The 21,613-nt window shown below is 50.8% G+C and carries 23 protein-coding genes; 11 read left to right on the top strand and 12 right to left on the bottom strand.

Annotated features, from left to right (window positions below; translation table 11 throughout):
- Nucleotides 1-108: 108 nt before the first annotated feature.
- Together dcuA and aspA are read right to left on the bottom strand one after the other, a co-directional pair.
- Nucleotides 109-1,410 (bottom strand): anaerobic C4-dicarboxylate transporter DcuA, encoded by a 1,302-nt coding sequence (gene dcuA / locus OGX92_RS18405; protein ID WP_003830670.1) that lies wholly within the window; start codon nucleotides 1,408-1,410, stop codon nucleotides 109-111.
- A 115-nt stretch (nucleotides 1,411-1,525) separates the two neighbouring features.
- Entirely contained in the window at nucleotides 1,526-2,962 is a 1,437-nt protein-coding gene (gene aspA / locus OGX92_RS18400; RefSeq protein WP_003830668.1) for an aspartate ammonia-lyase, read from the bottom strand.
- 338 nt (nucleotides 2,963-3,300) lie between these two features.
- Here aspA and OGX92_RS18395 point away from each other — a divergent pair, with 338 nt between their 5' ends.
- Nucleotides 3,301-3,777 (top strand): FxsA family protein, encoded by a 477-nt coding sequence (locus OGX92_RS18395; protein ID WP_003025457.1) that lies wholly within the window; start codon nucleotides 3,301-3,303, stop codon nucleotides 3,775-3,777.
- 49 nt (nucleotides 3,778-3,826) lie between these two features.
- Here OGX92_RS18395 and yjeH read toward each other — a convergent pair whose 3' ends face one another.
- Nucleotides 3,827-5,092, bottom strand: a complete 1,266-nt coding sequence (gene yjeH / locus OGX92_RS18390; protein ID WP_003830664.1) for an L-methionine/branched-chain amino acid transporter — start codon at nucleotides 5,090-5,092, stop codon at nucleotides 3,827-3,829.
- Nucleotides 5,093-5,367: 275 nt separating this feature from the next.
- Between yjeH and OGX92_RS18385 the strand changes: the two genes are divergently transcribed.
- From OGX92_RS18385 to OGX92_RS18375, 3 genes are all read left to right on the top strand, one after another.
- The gene (locus OGX92_RS18385) at nucleotides 5,368-5,661 is read left to right on the top strand and encodes a co-chaperone GroES (RefSeq protein WP_000027827.1); all 294 of its coding nucleotides are present in this window, start codon (nucleotides 5,368-5,370) and stop codon (nucleotides 5,659-5,661) included.
- A gap of 43 nt (nucleotides 5,662-5,704) precedes the next feature.
- Complete coding sequence (groL, locus tag OGX92_RS18380; RefSeq protein ID WP_003830576.1) at nucleotides 5,705-7,348, top strand: chaperonin GroEL; 1,644 nt, start codon at nucleotides 5,705-5,707, stop codon at nucleotides 7,346-7,348.
- A gap of 252 nt (nucleotides 7,349-7,600) precedes the next feature.
- Nucleotides 7,601-7,954 (top strand): DUF4156 domain-containing protein, encoded by a 354-nt coding sequence (locus tag OGX92_RS18375; RefSeq protein WP_003025468.1) that lies wholly within the window; start codon nucleotides 7,601-7,603, stop codon nucleotides 7,952-7,954.
- Between the two features lie 178 nt (nucleotides 7,955-8,132).
- Here the strand turns inward: OGX92_RS18375 and yjeJ are convergent, their stop codons facing one another.
- Together yjeJ and epmB are read right to left on the bottom strand one after the other, a co-directional pair.
- Complete coding sequence (yjeJ, locus tag OGX92_RS18370; RefSeq protein WP_286586910.1) at nucleotides 8,133-8,996, bottom strand: YjeJ family protein; 864 nt, start codon at nucleotides 8,994-8,996, stop codon at nucleotides 8,133-8,135.
- A 183-nt stretch (nucleotides 8,997-9,179) separates the two neighbouring features.
- On the bottom strand, nucleotides 9,180-10,208 hold the full coding sequence (gene epmB, locus OGX92_RS18365; RefSeq protein WP_063941665.1) for an EF-P beta-lysylation protein EpmB: 1,029 nt from the start codon (nucleotides 10,206-10,208) through the stop codon (nucleotides 9,180-9,182).
- A 41-nt stretch (nucleotides 10,209-10,249) separates the two neighbouring features.
- Here epmB and efp point away from each other — a divergent pair, with 41 nt between their 5' ends.
- The 3 genes from efp to ecnB all read left to right on the top strand — a co-directional run bounded on the left by efp (nucleotide 10,250) and on the right by ecnB (nucleotide 11,262).
- Entirely contained in the window at nucleotides 10,250-10,816 is a 567-nt protein-coding gene (efp, locus tag OGX92_RS18360) for an elongation factor P (protein ID WP_003025478.1), read from the top strand.
- 57 nt (nucleotides 10,817-10,873) lie between these two features.
- Nucleotides 10,874-11,008, top strand: a complete 135-nt coding sequence (gene ecnA / locus OGX92_RS18355) for a lipoprotein antitoxin entericidin A (RefSeq protein ID WP_003830568.1) — start codon at nucleotides 10,874-10,876, stop codon at nucleotides 11,006-11,008.
- A 107-nt stretch (nucleotides 11,009-11,115) separates the two neighbouring features.
- Nucleotides 11,116-11,262: a lipoprotein toxin entericidin B gene (gene ecnB, locus OGX92_RS18350; protein WP_003025482.1), complete on the top strand. Its 147-nt coding sequence runs from the start codon at nucleotides 11,116-11,118 to the stop codon at nucleotides 11,260-11,262.
- Nucleotides 11,263-11,292: 30 nt separating this feature from the next.
- On the opposite strand, the gene OGX92_RS18345 is transcribed toward ecnB, so the two are convergent.
- Complete coding sequence (locus OGX92_RS18345; protein ID WP_240389565.1) at nucleotides 11,293-11,892, bottom strand: LuxR C-terminal-related transcriptional regulator; 600 nt, start codon at nucleotides 11,890-11,892, stop codon at nucleotides 11,293-11,295.
- A gap of 256 nt (nucleotides 11,893-12,148) precedes the next feature.
- Between OGX92_RS18345 and sugE the strand changes: the two genes are divergently transcribed.
- Nucleotides 12,149-12,466, top strand: coding sequence for a quaternary ammonium compound efflux SMR transporter SugE (gene sugE / locus OGX92_RS18340; RefSeq protein WP_000118520.1), 318 nt, complete (start codon nucleotides 12,149-12,151; stop codon nucleotides 12,464-12,466).
- Here the strand turns inward: sugE and OGX92_RS18335 are convergent.
- Complete coding sequence (locus OGX92_RS18335; RefSeq protein WP_001221666.1) at nucleotides 12,463-12,996, bottom strand: lipocalin family protein; 534 nt, start codon at nucleotides 12,994-12,996, stop codon at nucleotides 12,463-12,465. The genes sugE and OGX92_RS18335 overlap by 4 nt on opposite strands.
- Before the next feature lie 93 nt (nucleotides 12,997-13,089).
- The gene (locus OGX92_RS18330; RefSeq protein WP_063859768.1) at nucleotides 13,090-14,235 is read right to left on the bottom strand and encodes a class C beta-lactamase CMY-125; all 1,146 of its coding nucleotides are present in this window, start codon (nucleotides 14,233-14,235) and stop codon (nucleotides 13,090-13,092) included.
- A 131-nt stretch (nucleotides 14,236-14,366) separates the two neighbouring features.
- Here OGX92_RS18330 and ampR point away from each other — a divergent pair, with 131 nt between their 5' ends.
- Complete coding sequence (gene ampR, locus OGX92_RS18325; RefSeq protein ID WP_126319885.1) at nucleotides 14,367-15,242, top strand: LysR family transcriptional regulator AmpR; 876 nt, start codon at nucleotides 14,367-14,369, stop codon at nucleotides 15,240-15,242.
- A 41-nt stretch (nucleotides 15,243-15,283) separates the two neighbouring features.
- Here the strand turns inward: ampR and frdD are convergent, their stop codons facing one another.
- From frdD to frdA, 4 genes are read right to left on the bottom strand one after another with little or no spacing between them, the layout of a single operon-like run.
- On the bottom strand, nucleotides 15,284-15,640 hold the full coding sequence (gene frdD, locus OGX92_RS18320; RefSeq protein ID WP_003025535.1) for a fumarate reductase subunit FrdD: 357 nt from the start codon (nucleotides 15,638-15,640) through the stop codon (nucleotides 15,284-15,286).
- Between the two features lie 10 nt (nucleotides 15,641-15,650).
- Nucleotides 15,651-16,046, bottom strand: a complete 396-nt coding sequence (gene frdC / locus OGX92_RS18315) for a fumarate reductase subunit FrdC (RefSeq protein WP_003025537.1) — start codon at nucleotides 16,044-16,046, stop codon at nucleotides 15,651-15,653.
- Nucleotides 16,047-16,056: 10 nt separating this feature from the next.
- On the bottom strand, nucleotides 16,057-16,791 hold the full coding sequence (gene frdB / locus OGX92_RS18310; RefSeq protein ID WP_003025540.1) for a fumarate reductase iron-sulfur protein: 735 nt from the start codon (nucleotides 16,789-16,791) through the stop codon (nucleotides 16,057-16,059).
- Nucleotides 16,784-18,574, bottom strand: a complete 1,791-nt coding sequence (gene frdA, locus OGX92_RS18305; protein WP_003830519.1) for a fumarate reductase (quinol) flavoprotein subunit — start codon at nucleotides 18,572-18,574, stop codon at nucleotides 16,784-16,786. Before frdA ends, frdB begins: the two co-directional genes overlap by 8 nt.
- A 323-nt stretch (nucleotides 18,575-18,897) precedes the next feature.
- On the opposite strand from frdA, the gene epmA reads away from it, so the two are divergent.
- Nucleotides 18,898-19,875, top strand: a complete 978-nt coding sequence (epmA, locus tag OGX92_RS18300) for an elongation factor P--(R)-beta-lysine ligase (protein ID WP_079939036.1) — start codon at nucleotides 18,898-18,900, stop codon at nucleotides 19,873-19,875.
- A 214-nt stretch (nucleotides 19,876-20,089) separates the two neighbouring features.
- Nucleotides 20,090-21,592, top strand: coding sequence for a glutamate/gamma-aminobutyrate family transporter YjeM (gene yjeM / locus OGX92_RS18295; RefSeq protein ID WP_063941663.1), 1,503 nt, complete (start codon nucleotides 20,090-20,092; stop codon nucleotides 21,590-21,592).
- The last annotated feature ends 21 nt before the right edge of the window (nucleotides 21,593-21,613 follow it).

Here is a 21,613-nt window from a genome sequence, read left to right as displayed (position 1 = left end):
GTAACCAGCAAAAGAATGGTCACTATACAACGGACGAGGGAAGGATGTTAGTTAAAGCGGGGTGGGGAGGAGGAACTGCAGGGCGCCCAGGCACCCTGCAGGAAAAACTTACAGCATGAAGCTGCCCAGCAAGAAGCCGAAGCAGACAGCCAGAACCACACCCAGAGTACCCGGGATGAAGAACGGATGGTTAAAGACGAATTTACCGATGCGAGTTGTACCGGTGTCATCCATCTGAACTGCCGCAACCAGAGTTGGGTAGGTTGGCAGAATGAACAGGCCAGAAACCGCGGCGAAAGACGCAACAGCAGTCAGTGGGGAAACGTTCAGAGCCAGAGCCATCGGCATCAGTGCTTTAGCGGTTGCAGCCTGAGAGTACAGCAGTGCAGAAGCAAAGAAGAAGATGACAGCCAGCAGCCACGGATGACCCTGAATTACGCTACCTGCAGTATCTTTGATCCAGTCAATGTTGTGAGATACGAAGGTATCACCCAGCCATGCAACACCCAGGATACAAATACAGGCGCTCATACCGGCTTTGAAAGTGCTGGAGTTCAGGATGGAGTCAGTTTCAACGCGGCAGATGATCGTGGTCAGCGTCGCGATGCTCAGCATGATGATCAGGATTGCGTTGGTGGTGTTCATCAGCGGTTTAGCGACCAGACCGAGGCTTGGGCTGTTGACGATCGCATATACGACGACACAAACCACGCCCAGCAGGAACAACCAAACAGAAGTTTTTGCGCCAGCTTTGATTTCAACTTGTCTTTCACCACGCAGTTCAACCAGGCCTTCTTCCAGACGCTTACGATAAATCGGGTCGTCAGACAGTTTGGAGTTGAACAGTGCAGTTACCAGGAAGGACATGACCAGAACAGCCAGCAGGGTGGACGGAATGACCACGGACAGCAGGTGAATGTAGCTGATGCCATGACCTTCCATTACAGAGGACATGTAAACCACGGCTGCGGAGATTGGAGACGCCGTAATCGCAATCTGTGCAGAAACCACTGCAGTAGAGAGCGGGCGGCAAGGTTTGATCCCTTGTTCTTTCGCAACTTCGGCGATAACTGGCAGCGTTGCCAGAGAGATGTTGCCGGTACCTGCGAAGATGGTCAGGAAATAGGTCACGATAGGTGCAAGGATCGTGATGTATTTCGGGTTTTTACGCAGCAGTTTTTCAGTTTGATGAACCAGATAGTCCAGACCACCTGCAATCTGCATAGCTGAAATGGCAGCGATAACCGCCATGATGATGGAAATAACATCGAACGGGATATTACCGGGTTTTACGCCGATAGCGGCGAGAACCAGAACACCCAGCCCACCTGCAAATCCAATACCGATACCCCCAAGTCTGGCACCTAAAAAGATTGCCAGCAAAACGATGATAAGTTCTAAAACTATCATATTAGCCTTCCTTGTTGTTTAACAAGTTGATATTAAATTGTTGTTTTTAAGTAACTTCGAGTAAGAAAAAAGGCACGTCATCATGACGTGCCTTCTCCGGTACTACCCTACACGATTACTGTTCGCTTTCATCAGTATAACGTTTTGCTTTATAAGCAGGGTGCATCAGGTTCTGTGCAGAGAAGATATCGTCCAGTTCAGACTCGGTCAACAGACCGCGCTCCAGGACAACTTCACGTACGCTCTTACCGGTTTCGGCACAAATTTTACCGACGATGTCGCCGTTGTGGTGACCAATGAACGGGTTGAGGTAAGTAACGATGCCGATGGAGTTGAATACAAACGCTTCACAGACTTCTTTGTTAGCAGTGATACCACTAACGCATTTTTCCAGCAGGTTGTAGCAAGCGTTGCTCAGAATGTGAATGGATTCAAACATTGCCTGACCAATGACCGGCTCCATTACGTTCAGCTGCAGCTGACCAGCTTCAGATGCCATGGTTACAGTGATGTCGTTACCGATGACTTTGAAGCACACCTGGTTTACGACTTCCGGAACAACCGGGTTCACTTTAGCTGGCATGATAGAAGAACCAGCCTGCAGTTCCGGCAGGTTGATCTCGTTCAGACCTGCACGCGGACCAGAGGAGAGCAAACGCAGGTCGTTACAGATTTTGGACATCTTCACAGCCAGACGTTTCAGTGCGCCGTGCACCATAACGTATGCGCCACAGTCAGAAGTTGCTTCAATCAGGTCTTCTGCCGGAACACAGGCGAAGCCGGTGACTTCAGCCAGTTTCTGTACTGCCAGCGGAGAGTACTCTTTCGGCGTGTTCAGACCAGTACCGATTGCTGTCGCGCCGAGGTTAACTTCCAGCAGCAGCTCAGCGGTACGGCTAATGTTTTTCACTTCTTCTTTCAACAGTACGCTAAAAGCATGGAATTCCTGACCGAGGGTCATCGGTACAGCATCCTGCAGCTGGGTACGACCCATTTTCAGGATGTCCTGGAATTCAACAGCTTTTTTCTCGAAGCCTTCGCGCAGCTGGTTCAGTGCATCAACCAGTTTGATGATGGATGCGTATACAGCGATACGGAAGCCAGTTGGGTATGCGTCGTTGGTAGACTGACATTTGTTAACGTGGTCGTTCGGGTTCAGGTACTGATATTCACCTTTCTGGTGACCCATCAGTTCCAGACCGATATTGGCCAGAACTTCGTTGGTGTTCATGTTGACGGAGGTACCCGCACCACCCTGGTAAACGTCTACCGGGAACTGATCCATGCATTTTCCGTTATTCAGGACTTCATCACACGCCGCGATGATGGCATTTGCCACACTCTTAGGAATGGTTTGCAGCTCTTTGTTGGCCATAGCCGCTGCCTTTTTAACCATTACCATACCGCGAACAAATTCAGGAATATCGCTGATTTTGTTGTTGCTAATGTAGAAGTTTTCAATCGCTCTCAGAGTGTGGACACCGTAGTAGGCGTCCGCTGGAACTTCCCTGGTACCCAACAAGTCTTCTTCGATACGAATGTTGTTTAACATGTGAACCTTCTTTTTCAAGCTGCCAATGATTTGACTAAACACACAGGATATATGTGATTTCGATTGTTTCTCGACCGACGATTATCCCCTGCATCGGTCTGATACCCGAGATCATATGCTGGTTCAGGATTTCTACCGTAATCTGGATCACTTAAAGCGTGGAATTTACCCCTTATTTATTATTCTGTGAAATGGATCACCCCTTTGTGATTAACCCTAAATATTAGTGTACAAGCCACTTGAAATTTTGCTAACCACCACAATATCAAATCGATGCGATTAACATAATTTTTCGAACAGAAGTTGAACAAAACGGCTGTTATTAACAGGAGATCCCTTTGCGCTGGATACCATTACTTGCCATTTTTCTCTATGTTTACATAGAGATATCTATTTTCATTCAGGTTGCCCATGTGATGGGCGTCCTGATGACGCTGATTTTGGTTATTTTTACATCGGTTATCGGTATGTCTCTGGTTCGTAATCAGGGATTTAAGAACTTTTTACTGATGCAACAGAAAATGGCGGCAGGTGAAAGTCCGGCTGCAGAAATGATCAAAAGCGTATCGCTGATTATTGCCGGTCTGCTGTTGGTGCTGCCCGGATTTTTCACCGATTTCCTCGGTCTTCTTCTTTTATTACCCCCGGTGCAAAAACATCTGACGATGAAACTGCTGCCACATTTGCGTTTTTCGCGTATGCCTGGCGGTGGTTTTAGCGCCGGAACGGGCGGCGGTGAGACTTTTGATGGTGAATTTCAGCGCAAGGATGACAAGCGCGACAGCATCGAACATAAAGACGATCGCCGGGATTAAGCATCAGTATGTAGGCCGGATAAGCGTTAGCGCCATCCGGCAAAAGTGTTTATAGGCCGGATGATGGCGTCAACGTTGCCTTATCTGGCCTGCGGGGTAAAAACAGCCACAGTCCTGCCAGCATAATCAACGCGTACAGACTCTTCCAGCCGACCATCGCCAGTAGCAGTAGACACAGCAGACCACCAATGACCGCCAGTGCGCGATAATGCCCTTTCAGTAATCGACACCCCGCCAACATGCACAACAAATAAATCATAATAAAGATGCCGTTGGCGTAGACGATTAACGCATCGAGATTGATTTGCAGCATATAGATGCACAGAGTACTGACTACGCAGCAGCCCAATACGGCGTTAAGCGCATTGCGCGGAAGGTGGCGGGGGGACAGACGAGCCAGATAACTCTCCGGCTTATACTGCGCTTGCGACCAGACCAGCCGGGCGAAGCTTTGTATATAAATGTTGAGGCTGGCAAAACAGGCCAGATAACCAATGATGCAGGCGACCCACAGAGCTTGTACGCCAAACAGTTGCACGACGATCTCTGGCAGCGACGCTGCGGCCGCCATTTGCTCGCCGTAGGCACCAAAATGGAGAACGACAACGGTGCATGCCCAATAAACAGACCCCGCCAACAGCAGGCCGATCATCAGTGCGCGTGGGAAGTCTCGCTCCGGATTTTTGAATTCAGACGCCAGGTGAGCAAACGCTTCAAGGCCGACAAAGCACCAGAACATGACCGACAACGCGGCGAACAGGCCTGGAAGCTCAATATCGGTAATCGCAGGGAAGGGGATTTCGCCAGGTGTCAGATCGCCCGCCCACCAGATAGCAACAATCAGGGCAACAATCAGCCCGGCAATGACCGTTTGTAGATTCGCGCTGGAGCTTGCGCCGCGGGAGCCGATGTACCAAACCAATGCCAGCGTACCGAGCTCAGCCAGCAAAAGCTGCTCGTCATGCCAGCCAAACATCGCCTGACCGAATCCGGCGGCGATATGCAATGCCGCAGGCAAGCCGACAGGAATGACCGACAAAAATAACCATCCGGTGACGCGCTCCAGGCGCGAACCAAAGGCCATGCCGACAAAATGCGCCACACCGCCTGCGCTGGGAAAATGACGACCCAGTACGGCGAAGACAATCGCTACGGGAAAGACCAAAACAATCAGCGCCGGCCATGCCCACAGGCTGTTGTTGCCCGCAACCAGTGCGGCCAGCGCGGGGACGGCAAAAACGCCTGTACCTAACAATGATGTAGACAACAGGCCAACGCCCTGAGCCAGTCCCAGCTCTTGTTTCAGTCCGCTCATAAGTTGTTATCCGGTTATGCCCATTGACCGGGCTACAGCGCAGATTTTTGATGGTATCACAATCAGATTTGCTTATGACGACGTGACTGAAATCGTTATGAAATGTGAGGTGCGTCGGCGTTTTGACGGGATTTTCTGCTGATAAAAAATTTTTTTCGCTTGCCCCCTTGAAGGCACAAAACCCCATCCCCATCTCTCTGGTCACTAGCCGGGAAACCGTTTACGGGCCGGCGTCACCCATAACTGATAAAGACTTTCTCAAAGGAGAGCTATCAATGAGTATTCGTCCGTTACATGATCGTGTGATCGTCAAACGTAAAGAAGTTGAATCCAAATCTGCTGGCGGCATCGTACTGACTGGTTCTGCAGCAGGTAAATCAACTCGTGGCGAAATCATCGCTGTCGGTAAGGGTCGCATCCTGGACAACGGTACCGTACAGCCGCTGGACGTGAAAGTCGGCGATATCGTTATTTTCAACGATGGCTACGGAGTTAAATCTGAGAAGATCGACAATGAAGAAGTGTTGATCATGTCTGAAAGCGACATCCTGGCGATTGTTGAAGCCTAATCCGCGAACGACACTGAACATACGAATTTAAGGGAAAGAGAAAATGGCAGCTAAAGACGTAAAATTCGGTAACGACGCTCGTGTGAAAATGCTGCGCGGCGTAAACGTACTGGCAGATGCAGTGAAAGTTACCCTCGGTCCAAAAGGCCGTAACGTAGTTCTGGATAAATCTTTCGGTGCACCGACCATCACTAAAGATGGTGTTTCCGTAGCACGTGAAATCGAACTGGAAGACAAGTTCGAAAACATGGGTGCGCAGATGGTGAAAGAAGTTGCCTCTAAAGCGAACGACGCTGCAGGTGACGGTACCACCACCGCAACCGTACTGGCTCAGTCCATCATCACTGAAGGTCTGAAAGCCGTTGCTGCGGGCATGAACCCGATGGATCTGAAACGTGGTATCGACAAAGCTGTCGCTGCTGCAGTTGAAGAACTGAAAGCACTGTCCGTACCGTGCTCCGACTCTAAAGCTATTGCTCAGGTTGGTACCATCTCCGCTAACTCCGACGAAACCGTAGGTAAACTGATCGCTGAAGCGATGGACAAAGTCGGTAAAGAAGGCGTGATCACCGTTGAAGACGGTACCGGTCTGCAGGACGAACTGGACGTGGTTGAAGGTATGCAGTTCGACCGTGGCTACCTGTCTCCTTACTTCATCAACAAGCCGGAAACTGGCGCAGTAGAACTGGAAAGCCCGTTCATCCTGCTGGCTGACAAGAAAATCTCCAACATCCGCGAAATGCTGCCGGTTCTGGAAGCTGTAGCGAAAGCAGGCAAACCGCTGCTGATCATCGCTGAAGATGTTGAAGGCGAAGCGCTGGCAACTCTGGTTGTTAACACCATGCGCGGTATCGTGAAAGTCGCTGCAGTTAAGGCACCAGGCTTCGGCGATCGTCGTAAAGCAATGCTGCAGGATATCGCTACCCTGACCGGTGGTACCGTTATCTCTGAAGAGATCGGTATGGAGCTGGAAAAAGCAACTCTGGAAGATCTGGGTCAGGCGAAACGCGTTGTTATCAACAAAGATACCACCACCATCATTGATGGCGTGGGCGACGAAGCTGCAATCCAGGGTCGCGTGACTCAGATTCGTCAGCAGATCGAAGAAGCAACTTCCGACTATGACCGTGAAAAACTGCAGGAGCGCGTAGCGAAACTGGCAGGCGGCGTTGCGGTTATCAAAGTTGGTGCTGCGACTGAAGTTGAAATGAAAGAGAAGAAAGCCCGCGTTGAAGATGCCCTGCACGCTACCCGTGCTGCGGTAGAAGAAGGCGTGGTTGCTGGTGGTGGTGTTGCGCTGATTCGCGTAGCGTCTAAAATTGCCGGCCTGAAAGGTCAGAACGAAGACCAGAATGTAGGTATCAAAGTTGCGCTGCGCGCAATGGAATCCCCACTGCGTCAAATCGTACTGAACTGCGGCGAAGAGCCGTCTGTAGTGGCTAACACCGTGAAAGCTGGTGACGGTAACTACGGTTACAACGCTGCAACTGAAGAATACGGCAACATGATCGACATGGGTATCCTGGATCCAACCAAAGTAACTCGTTCTGCTCTGCAGTACGCGGCTTCTGTTGCGGGTCTGATGATCACCACCGAGTGCATGGTTACCGACCTGCCGAAAGGCGATGCGCCTGACTTAGGTGCTGCCGGTATGGGTGGCATGGGTGGTATGGGCGGCATGATGTAATTGCCCACACCCTGCATCCTTCAGGCCGCAGATGCGTTGGCTGCGTTTGCTAACCCCAGTCACTTACTTGAGTAAGCTCCTGGGGATTAACAAACTGGCCGCCTTCCTGCAACCAGAATGATTTGGGTGCTCATCTCCCAGAATTGAGAAACCCTCGGGCAGAAATGTCCGGGGGTTTTTCTTTTGGTCATCTTTTTAGTATATGATTCAGCTACGGACAAAACGTCCAACTAATTGATTATGGGGAATGACATGCACGTGAAATATTTAGCAGGGATCGTTGGTGCCGCGCTACTGATGGCGGGTTGTAGCTCCAGCAACGAACTGAGTTCTGCCGGGCAAAGCGTACGTTTTGTTGAAGACAAGCCTGGTGCAGAGTGCCAATTGATAGGCACCGCAACCGGTAAGCAAAGCAACTGGCTTTCAGGCCAGCACGGCGAAGAGGGCGGCTCAATGCGTGGCGCAGCAAACGATCTGCGTAACCAGGCTGCGGCAATGGGCGGTAACGTGATTTATGGCGTCAGCAGCCCATCGCAGGGAATGCTGTCCAGCTTTGTTCCTACCGCCAGTGAGATGATTGGTCAGGTTTATAAGTGCCCTAACTGATTACACTTCATCCTTCAAGCTGCCTCTTTGTTGACTGCGCTATGAAACCCCAGTCACATAGTTATCTATGCTCCTGGGGATTTCTTCGCTTGCCGCCGCGATGCAGATTGAATGATTTTGTGTAATAAAGTGGCCTGGACAGGCTCATGCAATCGTAGGCCTGATAAGCGCAGCGCCATCAGGCATTCTGAGTTTTATGCGCAGACTGAACGCGTAAATGATGCAGTGCGCGCAGGCACTGATCCTGATTGAGCTTTTGCGCCTTATCACCCGTCAACGTTCTGACAAACACCTGGCACGGTACACCGGTAAGTTTTTTCAGCCGCGGGCTGAAGTCGAGAAGGCGGCGAGTAATGGCTTCGGCTTCTTTGCTACCGGAAAGGGCGCGAGTTTTCACTACCGAACCACAGAACTGGGCTTTTCCTTTATCATCTTTATAGCGGTAAATAATCGCCAGATAATGATTAAACAGGTTATGTTTCCATTCGGGTTGTGTATAAGAGTCGTATTCCAGATTGTCGTTTTGCTGACAATCAACATCGTACAGCGGCAGGAAATCCAGCAGCGATGTTATTCGTAGCGCGAGTTCTCTCATGCCAGCATTATTTATTGCGTGAATAATTGCATGCGCCAACACCTGAATCTGTAATTCATTAACCAGTAATTCGCATGTTTGTCCGTCATGTAACGTCAGAGAAAATGTTAAATTCTCGCCTTTGTCATCCACTAACATCAGCGAATTTATGCGACGGTTAATATCCGCATTTCTTAGTTCATCTTCCTGAATTGACGGAATATTCTCGTGCATTTTTTTGCTGGCTTTATCGCATGTCTTTTCATATTGCATACGCTCGTCTTTGTTTAGCTGAGAAATGGCGAACAGCCGGCTCTCCAGCGCGATAAGCAGGTCTCTTAGCCCAAGCGGAGAAAGAAAAAACAACGACTCCTTATTTCTTGGTTCTTTTATTTTTAATGCCATGGCAACAAATTCATTCTTTTGGCGAATAATGCCAGTATTAATGCCCTTAATACTTATAGCCATAAAAGGTTCTCCTTAACCATATATTTATTAATATTCTGCATTTGAAACTATTGATAATGTTTACGAATGAATGATTGAACTGCGCTAATTAAAATAGCACAGATTAAAAGCGAGGCTCCACTTGTGGAGATTTAAATAATAATTAATCGTGGTGAGTGTCCGGAATCGGACACTCAGTAATGGCTATTGTTGGCGTAACTGCAGATCCAGCGGTGTTTTACTTGGCTCTCCACCAATTTCACGCGCCAGTTTGGGGACCATATAGCCGGAAACTAGCGTCAGAAGCTCACGCATAATGCGACGCGCTTCATCGTCGCTGACCATAAAGTGTGCGGCACCCTGCACTTTATCCAGCACGTGCAGGTAATAGGGCATCACACTGGCATCAAACAGTGCGTTGCTAAGGTTAGCCAGGGTTTGTGCGTTATCGTTTACGTCACGCAGCAATACGCTTTGGTTGAGTAACGTAACGCCCGCGGCGCGCAGACTGCTCATCGCCTGGCGAAACGTCTCATCAATTTCATTGGCATGGTTAATGTGATTGACCAGCAGAATCTGCAAGGAGGAGTGCGCAAAACGCTCGACCAGTCCTTCTGTAATGCGCGCCGGGATCACTATTGGCAAACGGCTGTGAATACGCAGACGCTTAATGTGCGGGATAGCTTCCAGTTGCGTGAGCAACCAGTCCAGTTCGTGGTCCTTGGCCATTAACGGATCGCCACCAGAGAAGATGATTTCATCCAGCTCAGGGTGCGCGTTAATGTAGTCGAGGGCGACCTGCCAGTTGCGCTTATTGCCTTGGTTTTCGGCGTATGGGAAGTGTCGGCGGAAGCAATAGCGACAATTTACCGCGCAACCGCCTTTAACCAGCAGCAGTGCCCGATTGCGATATTTATGCAGCAGACCGGGAACCACGCTGTGCTGTTCTTCCAGTGGGTCGGTTGAATAGCCTGGCGCGGCCACAAACTCTTCCTGGGCAGTCAGCACCTGACGTAAAAGCGGATCGTCCGGGTTGCCTTTCTCCATGCGGGCAATAAACGCACGCGGCACGCGCAGGGCGAAAAGCCGTCTCGCGTCGCGTCCGGCCAACAGTTTTTCATCTGCATCTATGTTCAAAAGATGCAGAAGTTCATCGGGATCGGTCACAACATCGGCAAGTTGCGATAACCAATCTTCTCTGGATGGGGTATTTAGGGTTACAATATGCGCCATTTTGTGGCTTAGCTACCAGTTAACAATTTTCAGAGGGCCTTATGGCAACGTACTATAGCAACGATTTTCGTGCTGGTCTTAAAATCATGTTGGACGGCGAACCTTATGCGGTTGAAGCCAGCGAATTCGTTAAACCAGGTAAAGGCCAGGCGTTTGCGCGCGTTAAGCTGCGTCGCCTGCTGACCGGTACTCGCGTAGAGAAAACCTTCAAGTCTACTGACTCCGCTGAAGGCGCAGACGTAGCCGACATGAACCTGACCTTCCTGTATAGCGACGGTGAGTTCTGGCACTTTATGAATAACACCACTTTCGAACAGTTGGCTGCAGACGAGAAAGCGGTAGGCGATAACGCCAAATGGCTGCTGGACCAGGCTGAATGCATCGTGACCCTGTGGAACGGTCAGCCGATCTCCGTAACTCCGCCGAACTTCGTTGAGCTGGAAGTTGTTGAAACCGACCCAGGTCTGAAAGGTGATACCGCTGGTACTGGCGGCAAACCGGCTACCCTGTCTACCGGCGCAGTCGTTAAAGTTCCGCTGTTCGTACAGATCGGCGAAGTGATCAAAGTGGATACCCGCTCCGGCGAATACGTTTCTCGCGTAAAATAAGTCTTCCATTTGATCTTATGGCGCAGGTTGCTGCGCCATACTTTTTCCAGGGCAGGAATGATGAAACGTCTTCTCGGTCTTGTAATGCTACTCCTTTTCACCAGCACCCTCCTGACGGGATGCAATACCGCGCGCGGCTTCGGTGAAGACATAAAACATCTTGGCAATTCAATTTCTCACGCCGCCAGCTAATCCTGTCATATAGTCTTAAAAACGGTTGTTTATCCATCACACTCCCGGATCTTGTCTATTATTAAGTAGCTATACACAAACAATATTGGCTAGAAAAGGAAGACGTTATGGTTAAGAAGACAATTGCTGCGATCTTTTCTGTGTTGGTACTTTCTTCCGTTTTAACCGCGTGTAATACCACACGAGGCGTAGGACAGGATATTTCTGAAGGCGGTAGCGCCATTTCTGGTGCAGCGACAAAAGCTCAGCAATAATGAAGAACGGTACGACGTCGTGTCGTACCGTTAATCACCCTTCCCTGGGAGTGAAAGGAACGGCGAGAAGCGGTTCCCCAGGTGCAGTTTCATACGGATATTCCGCTTATAGGTGTAGACCGTTTTGCCATGAATGCTGAGCGCGGCGGCAATGGCATTGTTACTCACACCATCCATCCACATTGATAATACTTTCTCCTCCTGCGGCGTAAGCAAAGGCGTGGCATTTTTGGCTATTTCTAATGCGGGGCGAACCTGAAGCGCTTCCTGAATTGTGTGGGAGAGTGTGTTCAGCGTGGTGTGCTTGGTCAAGACCGAATGGGCTACGGATTGAGAGGGCACGATGGGGGCATGCTGTCTATCTGCTGATTGCAGTAAAATTAGTGGGATGACGCCACAACTCATAAAAAAAGGATTAATTGGCGGACTGGAGTGCGTCTCGCTAATAAAACTGTATAAATCCGCGATCACCAGATGCGGTTTCCATTGCAAAATATGCTCTTTTGCTAACAGGAGATTATTGATTCCTGATACCAGAAATGAGGAGCTGAACCTGCCAGAATGATTAAGCAAGGCCTCTATCCCTGTGCGGGTAAAGTGGCACCGGTCAATCACTAAAATTTTAAGCATAAACGTTTCGCATTCAGAAGAGGGGCAATCGACTTTCTGGTTTCAGAAAGCCCTTCATCATAGAGAACTCCGATGAGTGCCAAATGCGGGAACTACGCCGCTAATTATGCTTAATTCTTGCTTTTAGCAGGCAGTGAATAAAAAGGTTGAAATTCATTTTCTTCCGGGCAAAAATGCCATTTCACACATCAGCTTTGCAGGACGACCTGCAAACGCTTCTTTCACCGGGGACGGCCCCATTGTTCTGGAGCCTGATATGTCCTGGATCGTTTTATTAATTGCAGGTTTGCTCGAAGTCGTCTGGGCGATTGGCCTGAAATACACCCACGGTTTTACGCGTCTTACGCCAAGCATTATCACTATTGCGGCGATGATCGTCAGTATCGCCATGCTCTCCTGGGCAATGCGCACGTTGCCTGTAGGAACCGCTTATGCGGTCTGGACCGGTATTGGCGCTGTTGGGGCGGCCATTACAGGAATTTTGCTGCTGGGTGAGTCTGCCAGCCCGGCACGTTTGCTGAGCCTTGGGCTGATCGTTGCTGGCATTATTGGTCTGAAGCTGAGCACTCACTAAGCGCCGGGTTGTTTCACCCAAATCAGTTTATTCACCTCAAACCCTTCCCGGGTCGCGATGGCTAACATTTGCTGTTTCATTTCATCTGAAATAGTAGGGGTCCGTGAAAGGATCCACAGGTAGTCGCGATCCGGACCACAAACCAGCGCGTGACGATATTCCCGGTCGAGTGCAATTACGTTATACCCGCCATAGAAGGGGCCGAAGAACGAAACCTTAAGCGCGGCTCTGCTTGGGTCGCCGGTGAAATAGGCTTTCCCTTCCGTTTTCTGCCACATCTCCCTGTCAGGGTTATAGCCCTTATTAATAACGTTGATGCCGCCGTCGTCGCGCAAGCTGTACGTTGCGGTCACTTTATCCAACCCGCGCTCGAAACGATGGTCGAAGCGCGCAATTTCATACCAGGTTCCCAGATAGCGTTTGGCATCAAAGTTATTTACCACGGTAACGCCTTTCGGCGGTGTCGGGGAGCTGCACGCGACAACCAGGAATGCAGCCGTAACTGCAGCAACGACGGGCAAAATGCGCATGGGATTTTCCTTGCTGTATTTTTGTTAAGTGTAGATGACAACAGGAAAAAAAGAGAAAGAAAGGAGGCCCAATATCCTGGGCCTCATCGTCAGTTATTGCAGCTTTTCAAGAATGCGCCAGGCCGCCTCGACACGGACAGGGTTAGGATAGCTTTTGTTTGCCAGCATCACGATGCCAAGGTTTTTTTCTGGAACGAAGGCTACGTAGCTGCCAAATCCACCAGTGGAGCCCGTTTTATGCACCCATGAGGCTTTCACTGCGGGGGCGGGCGGGTTTACCTCAACGGCGGGAAGCGCTGCCAATGCCACTTTGCTGTCGCTGCCGCTGATGATCGAATCAGCTTTCAGCGGCCAGTTCAGCATCTCCCAGCCTAATCCCTGGTACATATCGCCAATACGCCAGTAGCGAGACTGCGCAAGCGCAATGCCCTGCTGGAGCGTTTTCTCCTGAACGTGGCTGGCATCCATGTTGGCCTGAACCCAGCGGGCCATATCAATAACGCTGGATTTCACGCCATAGGCTTCGGCGTCAAGTTGTCCCGGAGAAACGTGTACGGGCTTCCCTTCGCGATAGCCCCAGGCATAATCTTTTTGTTCGTTCTGCGGAACCGTAATCCAGGTATGCGCCAGTTTTAATGGTTGCAGGACGCGTCTGGTCATTGCCTCTTCGTAACTCATTCCTGAGGGTTTCACCGCCAGCGCGCCAAACAGACCAATGCTGGAGTTAGCGTAAAGTCGCTTAGCGCCCGGAGTCCATTGCGGCTGCCAGTTTTGATAAAAATGCAGTAATGCGGCTTTATCCGTAACGTCATCGGGGATCTGCAGCGGTAGGCCGCCTGCCGTATAGGTGGCTAAGTGCAGCAGGCTGATACCCTGCCACTGTTTGCCTGTCAGTTCTGGCCAGTATTTCGTGACCGGATCGCTGAGCTTAATTTCGCTGCGGGCGATAGCATCGCCGCCCAACACGCCGTTAAACGTCTTACTAACCGATCCTAGCTCAAACAGCGTTTGCTGCGTGACTGGGTGGTTATTGGCGATATCGGCTTTACCCCAGGTGAAATAATAGGGTTTTCCCTGGTAGATAACGGCAACGGCCATACCCGGAATAGCCTGCTCCTGCATCAACGGGGTGATGGTGCGATTAACGATATCGGCAATCTGTTGTTCTGTTTTTGCGGCAGCAAATGTGGAGAAAGAGGCTGTCAGCAGCAGAGCGCAGCATAACGATTTTTTCATCATGAAATCAGTTCCGTAATTAAAAGCAAAAAGGTGTCCGGGCCCGTCAGACGCAATCAGTGTGTTTGATTTGCACCGTGTTGACAAACGGTTAAATTTAGTAGCAGATATAAGTTTTTCTAACAGGCCGGATGATGACGCGTAGCTATATCCCACTTAACTCGCTGCGGGCTTTTGAAGCCGCCGCCAGACATCTCAGTTTTACCCGCGCCGCGATTGAGCTCAACGTGACGCATTCTGCCATCAGTCAGCATGTAAAAGCGCTGGAGCAGCAGCTAAATTGTCAGCTTTTTGTGCGCGGTTCTCGTGGATTAATGTTGACGACTGAAGGGGAAAGTCTGTTACCTGTACTTAATGACTCTTTCGATCGTATGGCGGGGATGCTGGATCGTTTTGCTACCAAACAGACCCAGGAAAAACTTAAAATTGGCGTGGTGGGGACCTTTGCGGTTGGGTGTCTGTTTCCTCTACTGGGCGATTTTAAGCGCAGTTACCCGCATGTTGATTTGCATATTTCTACCCATAATAACCGCGTGGATCCCGCTGCCGAAGGGCTGGATTATACCATTCGCTACGGAGGGGGAGCTTGGCACGATACCGACGCGCAATATTTATGTAGCGCGCTGATGTCTCCACTGTGTTCGCCAACATTGGCTTCGCAGATTCAAACGCCTGCGGACATCCTGAAATTTCCGTTATTACGATCGTATCGGCGGGATGAATGGACGCTTTGGATGCAGGCCGCCGGAGAGGCGCCTCCGTCACCGACGCACAACGTGGTGGTGTTTGATTCGTCCGTCACCATGCTGGAAGCCGCGCAGGCGGGGATCGGTGTGGCAATTGCGCCAGTCAGAATGTTCACGCATTTACTCAGTAGGGAACGAATCGTTCAACCGTTTTTAACGCAGATTGATTTGGGAAGTTACTGGATAACGCGTTTGCAATCGCGTCCGGAGACACCCGCGATGCGTGAATTTTCCCGTTGGTTGACAGGAGTGCTGCACAAATAAAAAGGCCCGCCAATGGCGGGCCTGATTATTAACGCATGTACTTAGATGGTCAGAATACCAATAGCCGTTACAACGGTCAGGATTGCTGCCAGTCCGTAGAATACCCATTTGCCAGCAGGCACGTGGATTTTCAGGTCATGCATCGCGTGGTGCATACGGTGTAAACCACACCACAGCGGCAGAACGATCATCAGGAACAGAAACGCACGTCCGATGAAGCTCTGAGCGAATGCCAGTACGCGTTCATAGCTGAAAGCATCAGGAACAAAGCCCAGCGGCAGCATAATGCCTACCAGCAGGATCATTACCGGCGCAATGATTGCGCTCCACATACCGCCTGCACCAAACAGGCCCCAGAATACGGGTTCGTCAGAGCGTTTTGGATTTGGATTAATCATTCCGGACTCCTTACCAGAACAGGGCAACAAACAGTATGACTACTGTCGCAACCACAGTAACTGCCCAGAGACCTTTGATGATCGGCTCTGGCCCCATTTTTTCGTCTTTTACGATGATGTTGGCAGCTTTTGGCGCCAGCTCAAACCAGGTTTTGGTATGCAGCAGCGCTGCTGCCAGGGCGATAATGTTAAGGATTACCACCACCGGGTTTTGCAAAAAGGCGACAAAGCCCATCCAGGACTCTGCACCATGCTTGAGTGCAAACAGGCCGATAATCAGTTCAATGCTGAACCAGACTGCCGGAACCGCCGTACCTTCACGCAGCATGTAAAAACGATAAAATGGCAGCTTTTTCCACCAGGTGGACGTCATTGGCCGCACATAGGCTTTACGTTTAGTCGTCATCGTGCACTCCTTAGCGTGGTTTCAGGGTAGCGATAAGAAAGTCTTTTGAACTTTCAACTTTACCCTGCTGAATGGCCGCAGCCGGATCGACGTGTTTCGGGCAGACTTCGGAGCAGTAGCCCACGAAAGTACAGGTCCAGACGCCGTTCGGGCTGTTCAACTGAGCCATACGCTCCTTCTTACCGTGGTCGCGGCTATCTTCGTTGTAACGATGCGCCAGCGTAATCGCAGCCGGTCCAATGAACTCAGGGTTCAGGCCGAACTGCGGACACGCTGCATAGCACAGACCACAGTTGATGCAACCGGAGAACTGATGATACTTCGCCATCTGCGCCGGAGTCTGGGTGTTTGGACCCTGATCCGGTGTACGCGGGTTACCGATAATGTACGGTTTGATCGCTTCCAGGCTTTCGATAAAGTGCGTCATGTCGACGACCAGATCGCGCTCAATCGGGAAGTTGCCCAGCGCTTCAACCTTCATGCCGTTGGTGTAATCACGCAGGAAGGTTTTGCACGCCAGTTTCGGTACATTGTTGACCATCATGCCGCAGGAGCCGCAGATCGCCATACGGCAGGACCAGCGGTAGCTCAGGTCCGGTGCCAGGTTATCCTTGATGTAGCCCAGCGCATCCAGCAGTGACGTGGTTTCATCATAAGGAACTTCGTAGAAAGCACTGTGCGGCGCGGTATCGGTTTCCGGGTTATAGCGCACCACCTCAACTTTCAGGTTTTTCATCTCAGCCATTCGCCTTCTCCTTCTTATCGGCTGCTTCCGCTTCGCCACCGTAAACACGTTTAGCCGGTGGCAGAGTGGTGATTTTCACGTCGCTGTATTCCAGGCGAGTCGTGCCGTCAGCATCGCGGAAGGCGAGGGTGTGTTTGAGGAAGTTCACATCGTCACGCTCGGTGCAGCCTTCATCCAGACGCTGATGCGCGCCGCGGGATTCTTTACGTGCCAGAGCGGAGTGCGCCATACATTCAGCAACGTTCAGACCGTGACCCAGTTCGATGGTATACAGCAGGTCGGTGTTGAAGACGCTGGAGGTATCAGTGATACGTACGCGCTTGAAGCGTTCCTGCAGTTCCGCCAGCTTATCAACGGTTTTCTGCATGAGTTCCGGCGTACGGTAGATACCGCAACCTTCTTCCATGGACAGGCCCATTTCGTCACGGATCTTAGACCAGTTTTCGTTACCTTCCTGGTTAACCAGATCTTTCAGACGTTTTTCAACGCCAGCAACCTGTGCATCAAGAGCGGCACTGTTTGCAGCGCCAGCCGTTGCAGCGCGTTCTGCAGCCTGCTCACCGGCCATACGACCGAAGACCACCAGTTCAGCCAGGGAGTTAGAGCCCAGACGGTTAGCGCCATGCAGACCAACAGAGGAACATTCGCCGACAGCGAACAGACCTTTAATGCGGGTTTCACAGTGCTGATCGGTTTCGATACCGCCCATGGTGTAGTGCGCGGTCGGACGTACCGGGATCGGCTCTTTAACCGGATCGACACCCACGTAAGCTTTCGCCAGTTCGCAGATGAACGGTAAACGTTCGAGCAGTTTTTTCTCGCCGAGGTGACGCAGGTCGAGGTGAACCACATCGCCACGCGGAGTGGAAATGGTGTTGCCTTTGCGCCATTCGTGCCAGAAAGCCTGAGAAACTTTGTCGCGCGGACCGAGTTCCATGTATTTGTTTTTTGGCTCGCCCAGCGGGGTTTCCGGACCCATGCCGTAGTCTTGCAGATAACGGTAGCCGTTTTTGTTAACCAGAATACCGCCTTCACCACGGCAGCCTTCAGTCATCAGGATACCGGAGCCTGGCAGACCTGTTGGGTGATACTGAACGAATTCCATATCACGCAGCGGAACGCCGTGGCTCAGCGCCATGCCCATACCGTCGCCGGTTACGATGCCGCCGTTGGTGTTGTAACGGTAAACACGACCTGCGCCACCCGTTGCCATCACGACTGCGTTAGCACGGATTTGCACCAGCGTGCCTTCCATCATGTTCATGGCAACCAGACCACGAGCATGGCCATCGTCAACCAGAATATCCAGAACGAAGTGTTCGTCAAAGCGCTGAATCTGCGGGAACTGCAAAGATGTTTGGAACAGCGTATGCAGCATGTGGAAGCCGGTCTTATCCGCGGCAAACCAGGTACGCTCGATTTTCATGCCGCCGAAGCGACGTACGTTGACGCTACCGTCTTCACGACGGCTCCATGGGCAGCCCCATTGTTCCAGTTGCGTCATTTCAGTTGGGCAGTGGTGGACAAAGTAATCCACGACATCCTGCTCACACAGCCAGTCTCCGCCTGCTACCGTATCGTGAAAATGGTAGTCAAAGCTGTCATGATCCTGCGCGACAGCAGCAGAGCCGCCTTCGGCAGCAACGGTATGGCTGCGCATTGGGTACACTTTTGAGATCAGTGCGATTTTAGCGTTGGGATTTGCTTGTGCGGCAGCAATTGCAGCACGTAATCCCGCGCCACCGGCGCCTATAATGGCAAGATCGGCTTGAAAGGTTTGCACGACATTCCTCCAGATTGTTGTTATTTCATCCCTGCCTGAATCAGATGCTTCATCGGCTTCAAACAGGTTATGAACGCGTTTCCACTGCTCCTTTATAGGTACAATAGTATAGTCTTAGGGATGTGCGGGAAATTTGACGTGTTCGATTTTTTTAGCGTATCAGAGGGGGGAATTATCATTGAATTTGATTAATTTAATTACTAAACCACCCTGTGTCGCTTTTTTTATCCAATTGCCAGTGCTGATTACTGGTGCGCGAAATTTGTCTCGTTAGCGCGATACGAGTAGACTTCGTGCCCTTGTCTTAAATCGGAGAAACAACCATGAGCGAAACGGCAACCTGGCAGCCGAGCGCGTCCATCCCCAATCTGTTGAAACGTGCAGCAATTATAGCGGAGATTCGCCGCTTTTTTGCCGATCGTGGCGTGCTTGAGGTTGAGACCCCTTGTATGAGTCAGGCAACGGTGACGGACATCCATCTGTTCCCGTTCGAAACGCGTTTCGTCGGCCCTGGGCACTCCCAGGGAATGAATCTCTATTTAATGACCAGCCCTGAATACCATATGAAGCGCCTGCTGGTGGCAGGGTGCGGCCCGGTGTATCAATTATGCCGCAGCTTCCGTAATGAAGAGATGGGGCGTCATCACAACCCTGAATTCACCATGCTTGAGTGGTATCGTCCGCATTACGATATGTATCGCCTGATGAATGAAGTGGATGATTTGCTCCAGCAGGTGTTGGACTGTTCGCCTGCGGAAAGCCTTTCTTACCAGCAGGCCTTTCAGCGCCATCTGGAGATTGACCCGCTGTCTGCGGATAAAACCCAACTGCGGGAAGCGGCGGCGAAATTGGATCTCAGCAATATCGCTGATACCGAAGAAGACCGGGATACCTTACTGCAACTGCTGTTTACGATGGGCGTTGAACCGCATATTGGTAAAGACAAACCGACGTTTGTGTATCATTTCCCGGCCAGCCAGGCATCACTGGCGCAAATCAGTACCGAAGATCACCGCGTGGCTGAACGTTTCGAGGTTTATTACAAAGGTATTGAGCTGGCGAATGGTTTCCATGAATTGACCGACGCGCGCGAACAGCAGCAGCGATTTGAACAGGATAACCGCAAACGCGCCGCACGTGGCCTGCCGCAGCAACCTATCGATACCAACCTGCTGGAAGCGCTGAAAGTGGGCATGCCGGATTGCTCAGGCGTGGCGCTGGGTGTTGACCGTCTGGTGATGCTCGCGCTGGGCGCAGAGAGCCTGGCCGAGGTAATCGCATTTACAGTCGATCGCGCATAACTTACTCTTCTGCAATACAAAGTGGCGGCTTAATCGCCACTTTGTAGCATATTTTTTCATTTCCCCTCTAATAGCCACAATTTACACCTGGATATTTGATATCGTTTAGGTATCAATTCTGTGTTGATTTTTTTATCGCTGAACTCTGCAAAGAGAGCAGTGCCAACCGGTGAGCGGCGTTTGTTAAACGCTTGCCAGAGTAAGGGATGGTTTAATGACCCAAACAATAAAAAAGATGAGCCTGATAGGTCTCATTCTCATGATATTTACGTCAGTTTTCGGTTTTGCTAATAGCCCCTCCGCGTTCTATTTAATGGGGTATAGTGCAATACCGTGGTATATATTTTCTGCATTATTATTCTTTATTCCATTTGCTTTAATGATGGCGGAAATGGGTTCTGCCTATCGGAAAGAAGAGGGGGGAATCTATTCGTGGATGAATAATAGCGTTGGACCGCGTTATGCGTTTATCGGCACGTTTATGTGGTTTTCTTCTTATGTGATATGGATGGTAAGCACCGCGGCGAAAGTCTGGGTACCTTTTTCAACCTTCTTGTTTGGCGCAGACATGACGCAGCACTGGCGTATTGCAGGGCTTGAGCCTACGCAGGTTGTCGGGTTGCTCGCCGTCGGTTGGATGATCCTGGTGACCTGCGTGGCATCCCGGGGTATTAATAAGATTGCGCGTATTACGGCTGTAGGTGGAATTGCCGTAATGTGTCTTAATTTAGTTCTGTTGTTAGTGAGTGTCGCTATTTTGTTATTAACTGGTGGCCACTTTGCACAGGATATTAATTTCATCTCCTCGCCTAATCCCGGATATCAGTCCGGACTGGCAATGTTGTCATTTGTTGTGTTTGCCATTTTTGCTTACGGCGGAATTGAAGCTGTGGGGGGACTGGTCGATAAAACAGAAAAACCAGAAAAGAACTTTGCTAAAGGCATTGTTTTTGCCGCTATTGTCATTTCTGTTGGTTATTCACTGGCCATCTTTTTATGGGGTGTTAGCACCAACTGGCAGCAGGTATTAAGTAATAGCTCAGTTAACCTCGGGAATATTACCTATATCCTGATGAAAAGCCTCGGAATGACGTTGGGTAATGCGCTACATCTTTCCCCTGATGCCGCAATGGTGATGGGCGTATGGTTTGCACGCATTACCGGGCTTTCCATGTTCCTTGCCTACACCGGCGCTTTTTTCACCCTCAGCTACTCACCGCTGAAAGCGATTATTCAGGGCACGCCGAAGGCGTTGTGGCCCGCGCCGATGACCAAACTGAATGCCGTAGGGATGCCGACGACGGCAATGTGGTTACAGTGCCTGCTGGTGAGCCTGTTTATCCTGTTGGTTTCATTTGGTGGCGATACGGCTTCAGCGTTCTATAACAAACTGACGCTGATGGCGAACGTCTCGATGACGCTGCCGTATCTGTTCCTGGCGCTGGCGTTTCCGTTCTTTAAATCCCATCCGGGTCTGGAAAGGCCGTTTGTTGTATTTAAAACCCGAGCGGCGACGTTGCTGGCAACGGGAGTGGTCGTGCTGGTGGTGACGTTTGCCAACGTGTTCACTATCATCCAGCCGGTAATTGAAGCCGGAGACTGGAACAGCGCACTGTGGATGACCGGCGGTCCGATCTTCTTCTCACTGCTGGCGATGGCGATTTATCAGAACTACAGCCGTCGCACGATCAACGAGCCTGAGTGGGCGGTGGAATAAACGACCTGCCTAATCCGGCCT

It is taken from the genome of Citrobacter sp. Cpo089 (assembly GCF_030332695.1).
In the GTDB taxonomy this organism is placed as follows: Bacteria; Pseudomonadota; Gammaproteobacteria; order Enterobacterales; family Enterobacteriaceae; genus Citrobacter; species Citrobacter portucalensis.
The sequence above is the reverse complement of the archived record's forward strand: the minus strand, read 5'-3'. Positions and strand labels throughout refer to the sequence as shown.

Excerpts from the sequence above, each read along its gene's own strand:
- dcuA (WP_003830670.1), bottom strand. The coding sequence starts at position 1,410 with ATGATAGTTTTAGAACTTATCATCGTTTTGCTGGCAATCTTTTTAGGT.
- aspA (WP_003830668.1), bottom strand. The coding sequence starts at position 2,962 with ATGTTAAACAACATTCGTATCGAAGAAGACTTGTTGGGTACCAGGGAA.
- yjeH (WP_003830664.1), bottom strand. The coding sequence starts at position 5,092 with ATGAGCGGACTGAAACAAGAGCTGGGACTGGCTCAGGGCGTTGGCCTG.
- OGX92_RS18385 (WP_000027827.1), top strand. The coding sequence starts at position 5,368 with ATGAGTATTCGTCCGTTACATGATCGTGTGATCGTCAAACGTAAAGAA.
- groL (WP_003830576.1), top strand. The coding sequence starts at position 5,705 with ATGGCAGCTAAAGACGTAAAATTCGGTAACGACGCTCGTGTGAAAATG.
- OGX92_RS18375 (WP_003025468.1), top strand. The coding sequence starts at position 7,601 with ATGCACGTGAAATATTTAGCAGGGATCGTTGGTGCCGCGCTACTGATG.
- yjeJ (WP_286586910.1), bottom strand. The coding sequence starts at position 8,996 with ATGGCTATAAGTATTAAGGGCATTAATACTGGCATTATTCGCCAAAAG.
- epmB (WP_063941665.1), bottom strand. The coding sequence starts at position 10,208 with ATGGCGCATATTGTAACCCTAAATACCCCATCCAGAGAAGATTGGTTA.
- efp (WP_003025478.1), top strand. The coding sequence starts at position 10,250 with ATGGCAACGTACTATAGCAACGATTTTCGTGCTGGTCTTAAAATCATG.
- ecnA (WP_003830568.1), top strand. The coding sequence starts at position 10,874 with ATGATGAAACGTCTTCTCGGTCTTGTAATGCTACTCCTTTTCACCAGC.
- ecnB (WP_003025482.1), top strand. The coding sequence starts at position 11,116 with ATGGTTAAGAAGACAATTGCTGCGATCTTTTCTGTGTTGGTACTTTCT.
- OGX92_RS18345 (WP_240389565.1), bottom strand. The coding sequence starts at position 11,892 with ATGCTTAAAATTTTAGTGATTGACCGGTGCCACTTTACCCGCACAGGG.
- sugE (WP_000118520.1), top strand. The coding sequence starts at position 12,149 with ATGTCCTGGATCGTTTTATTAATTGCAGGTTTGCTCGAAGTCGTCTGG.
- OGX92_RS18335 (WP_001221666.1), bottom strand. The coding sequence starts at position 12,996 with ATGCGCATTTTGCCCGTCGTTGCTGCAGTTACGGCTGCATTCCTGGTT.
- OGX92_RS18330 (WP_063859768.1), bottom strand. The coding sequence starts at position 14,235 with ATGATGAAAAAATCGTTATGCTGCGCTCTGCTGCTGACAGCCTCTTTC.
- ampR (WP_126319885.1), top strand. The coding sequence starts at position 14,367 with ATGACGCGTAGCTATATCCCACTTAACTCGCTGCGGGCTTTTGAAGCC.
- frdD (WP_003025535.1), bottom strand. The coding sequence starts at position 15,640 with ATGATTAATCCAAATCCAAAACGCTCTGACGAACCCGTATTCTGGGGC.
- frdC (WP_003025537.1), bottom strand. The coding sequence starts at position 16,046 with ATGACGACTAAACGTAAAGCCTATGTGCGGCCAATGACGTCCACCTGG.
- frdB (WP_003025540.1), bottom strand. The coding sequence starts at position 16,791 with ATGGCTGAGATGAAAAACCTGAAAGTTGAGGTGGTGCGCTATAACCCG.
- epmA (WP_079939036.1), top strand. The coding sequence starts at position 18,898 with ATGAGCGAAACGGCAACCTGGCAGCCGAGCGCGTCCATCCCCAATCTG.
- yjeM (WP_063941663.1), top strand. The coding sequence starts at position 20,090 with ATGACCCAAACAATAAAAAAGATGAGCCTGATAGGTCTCATTCTCATG.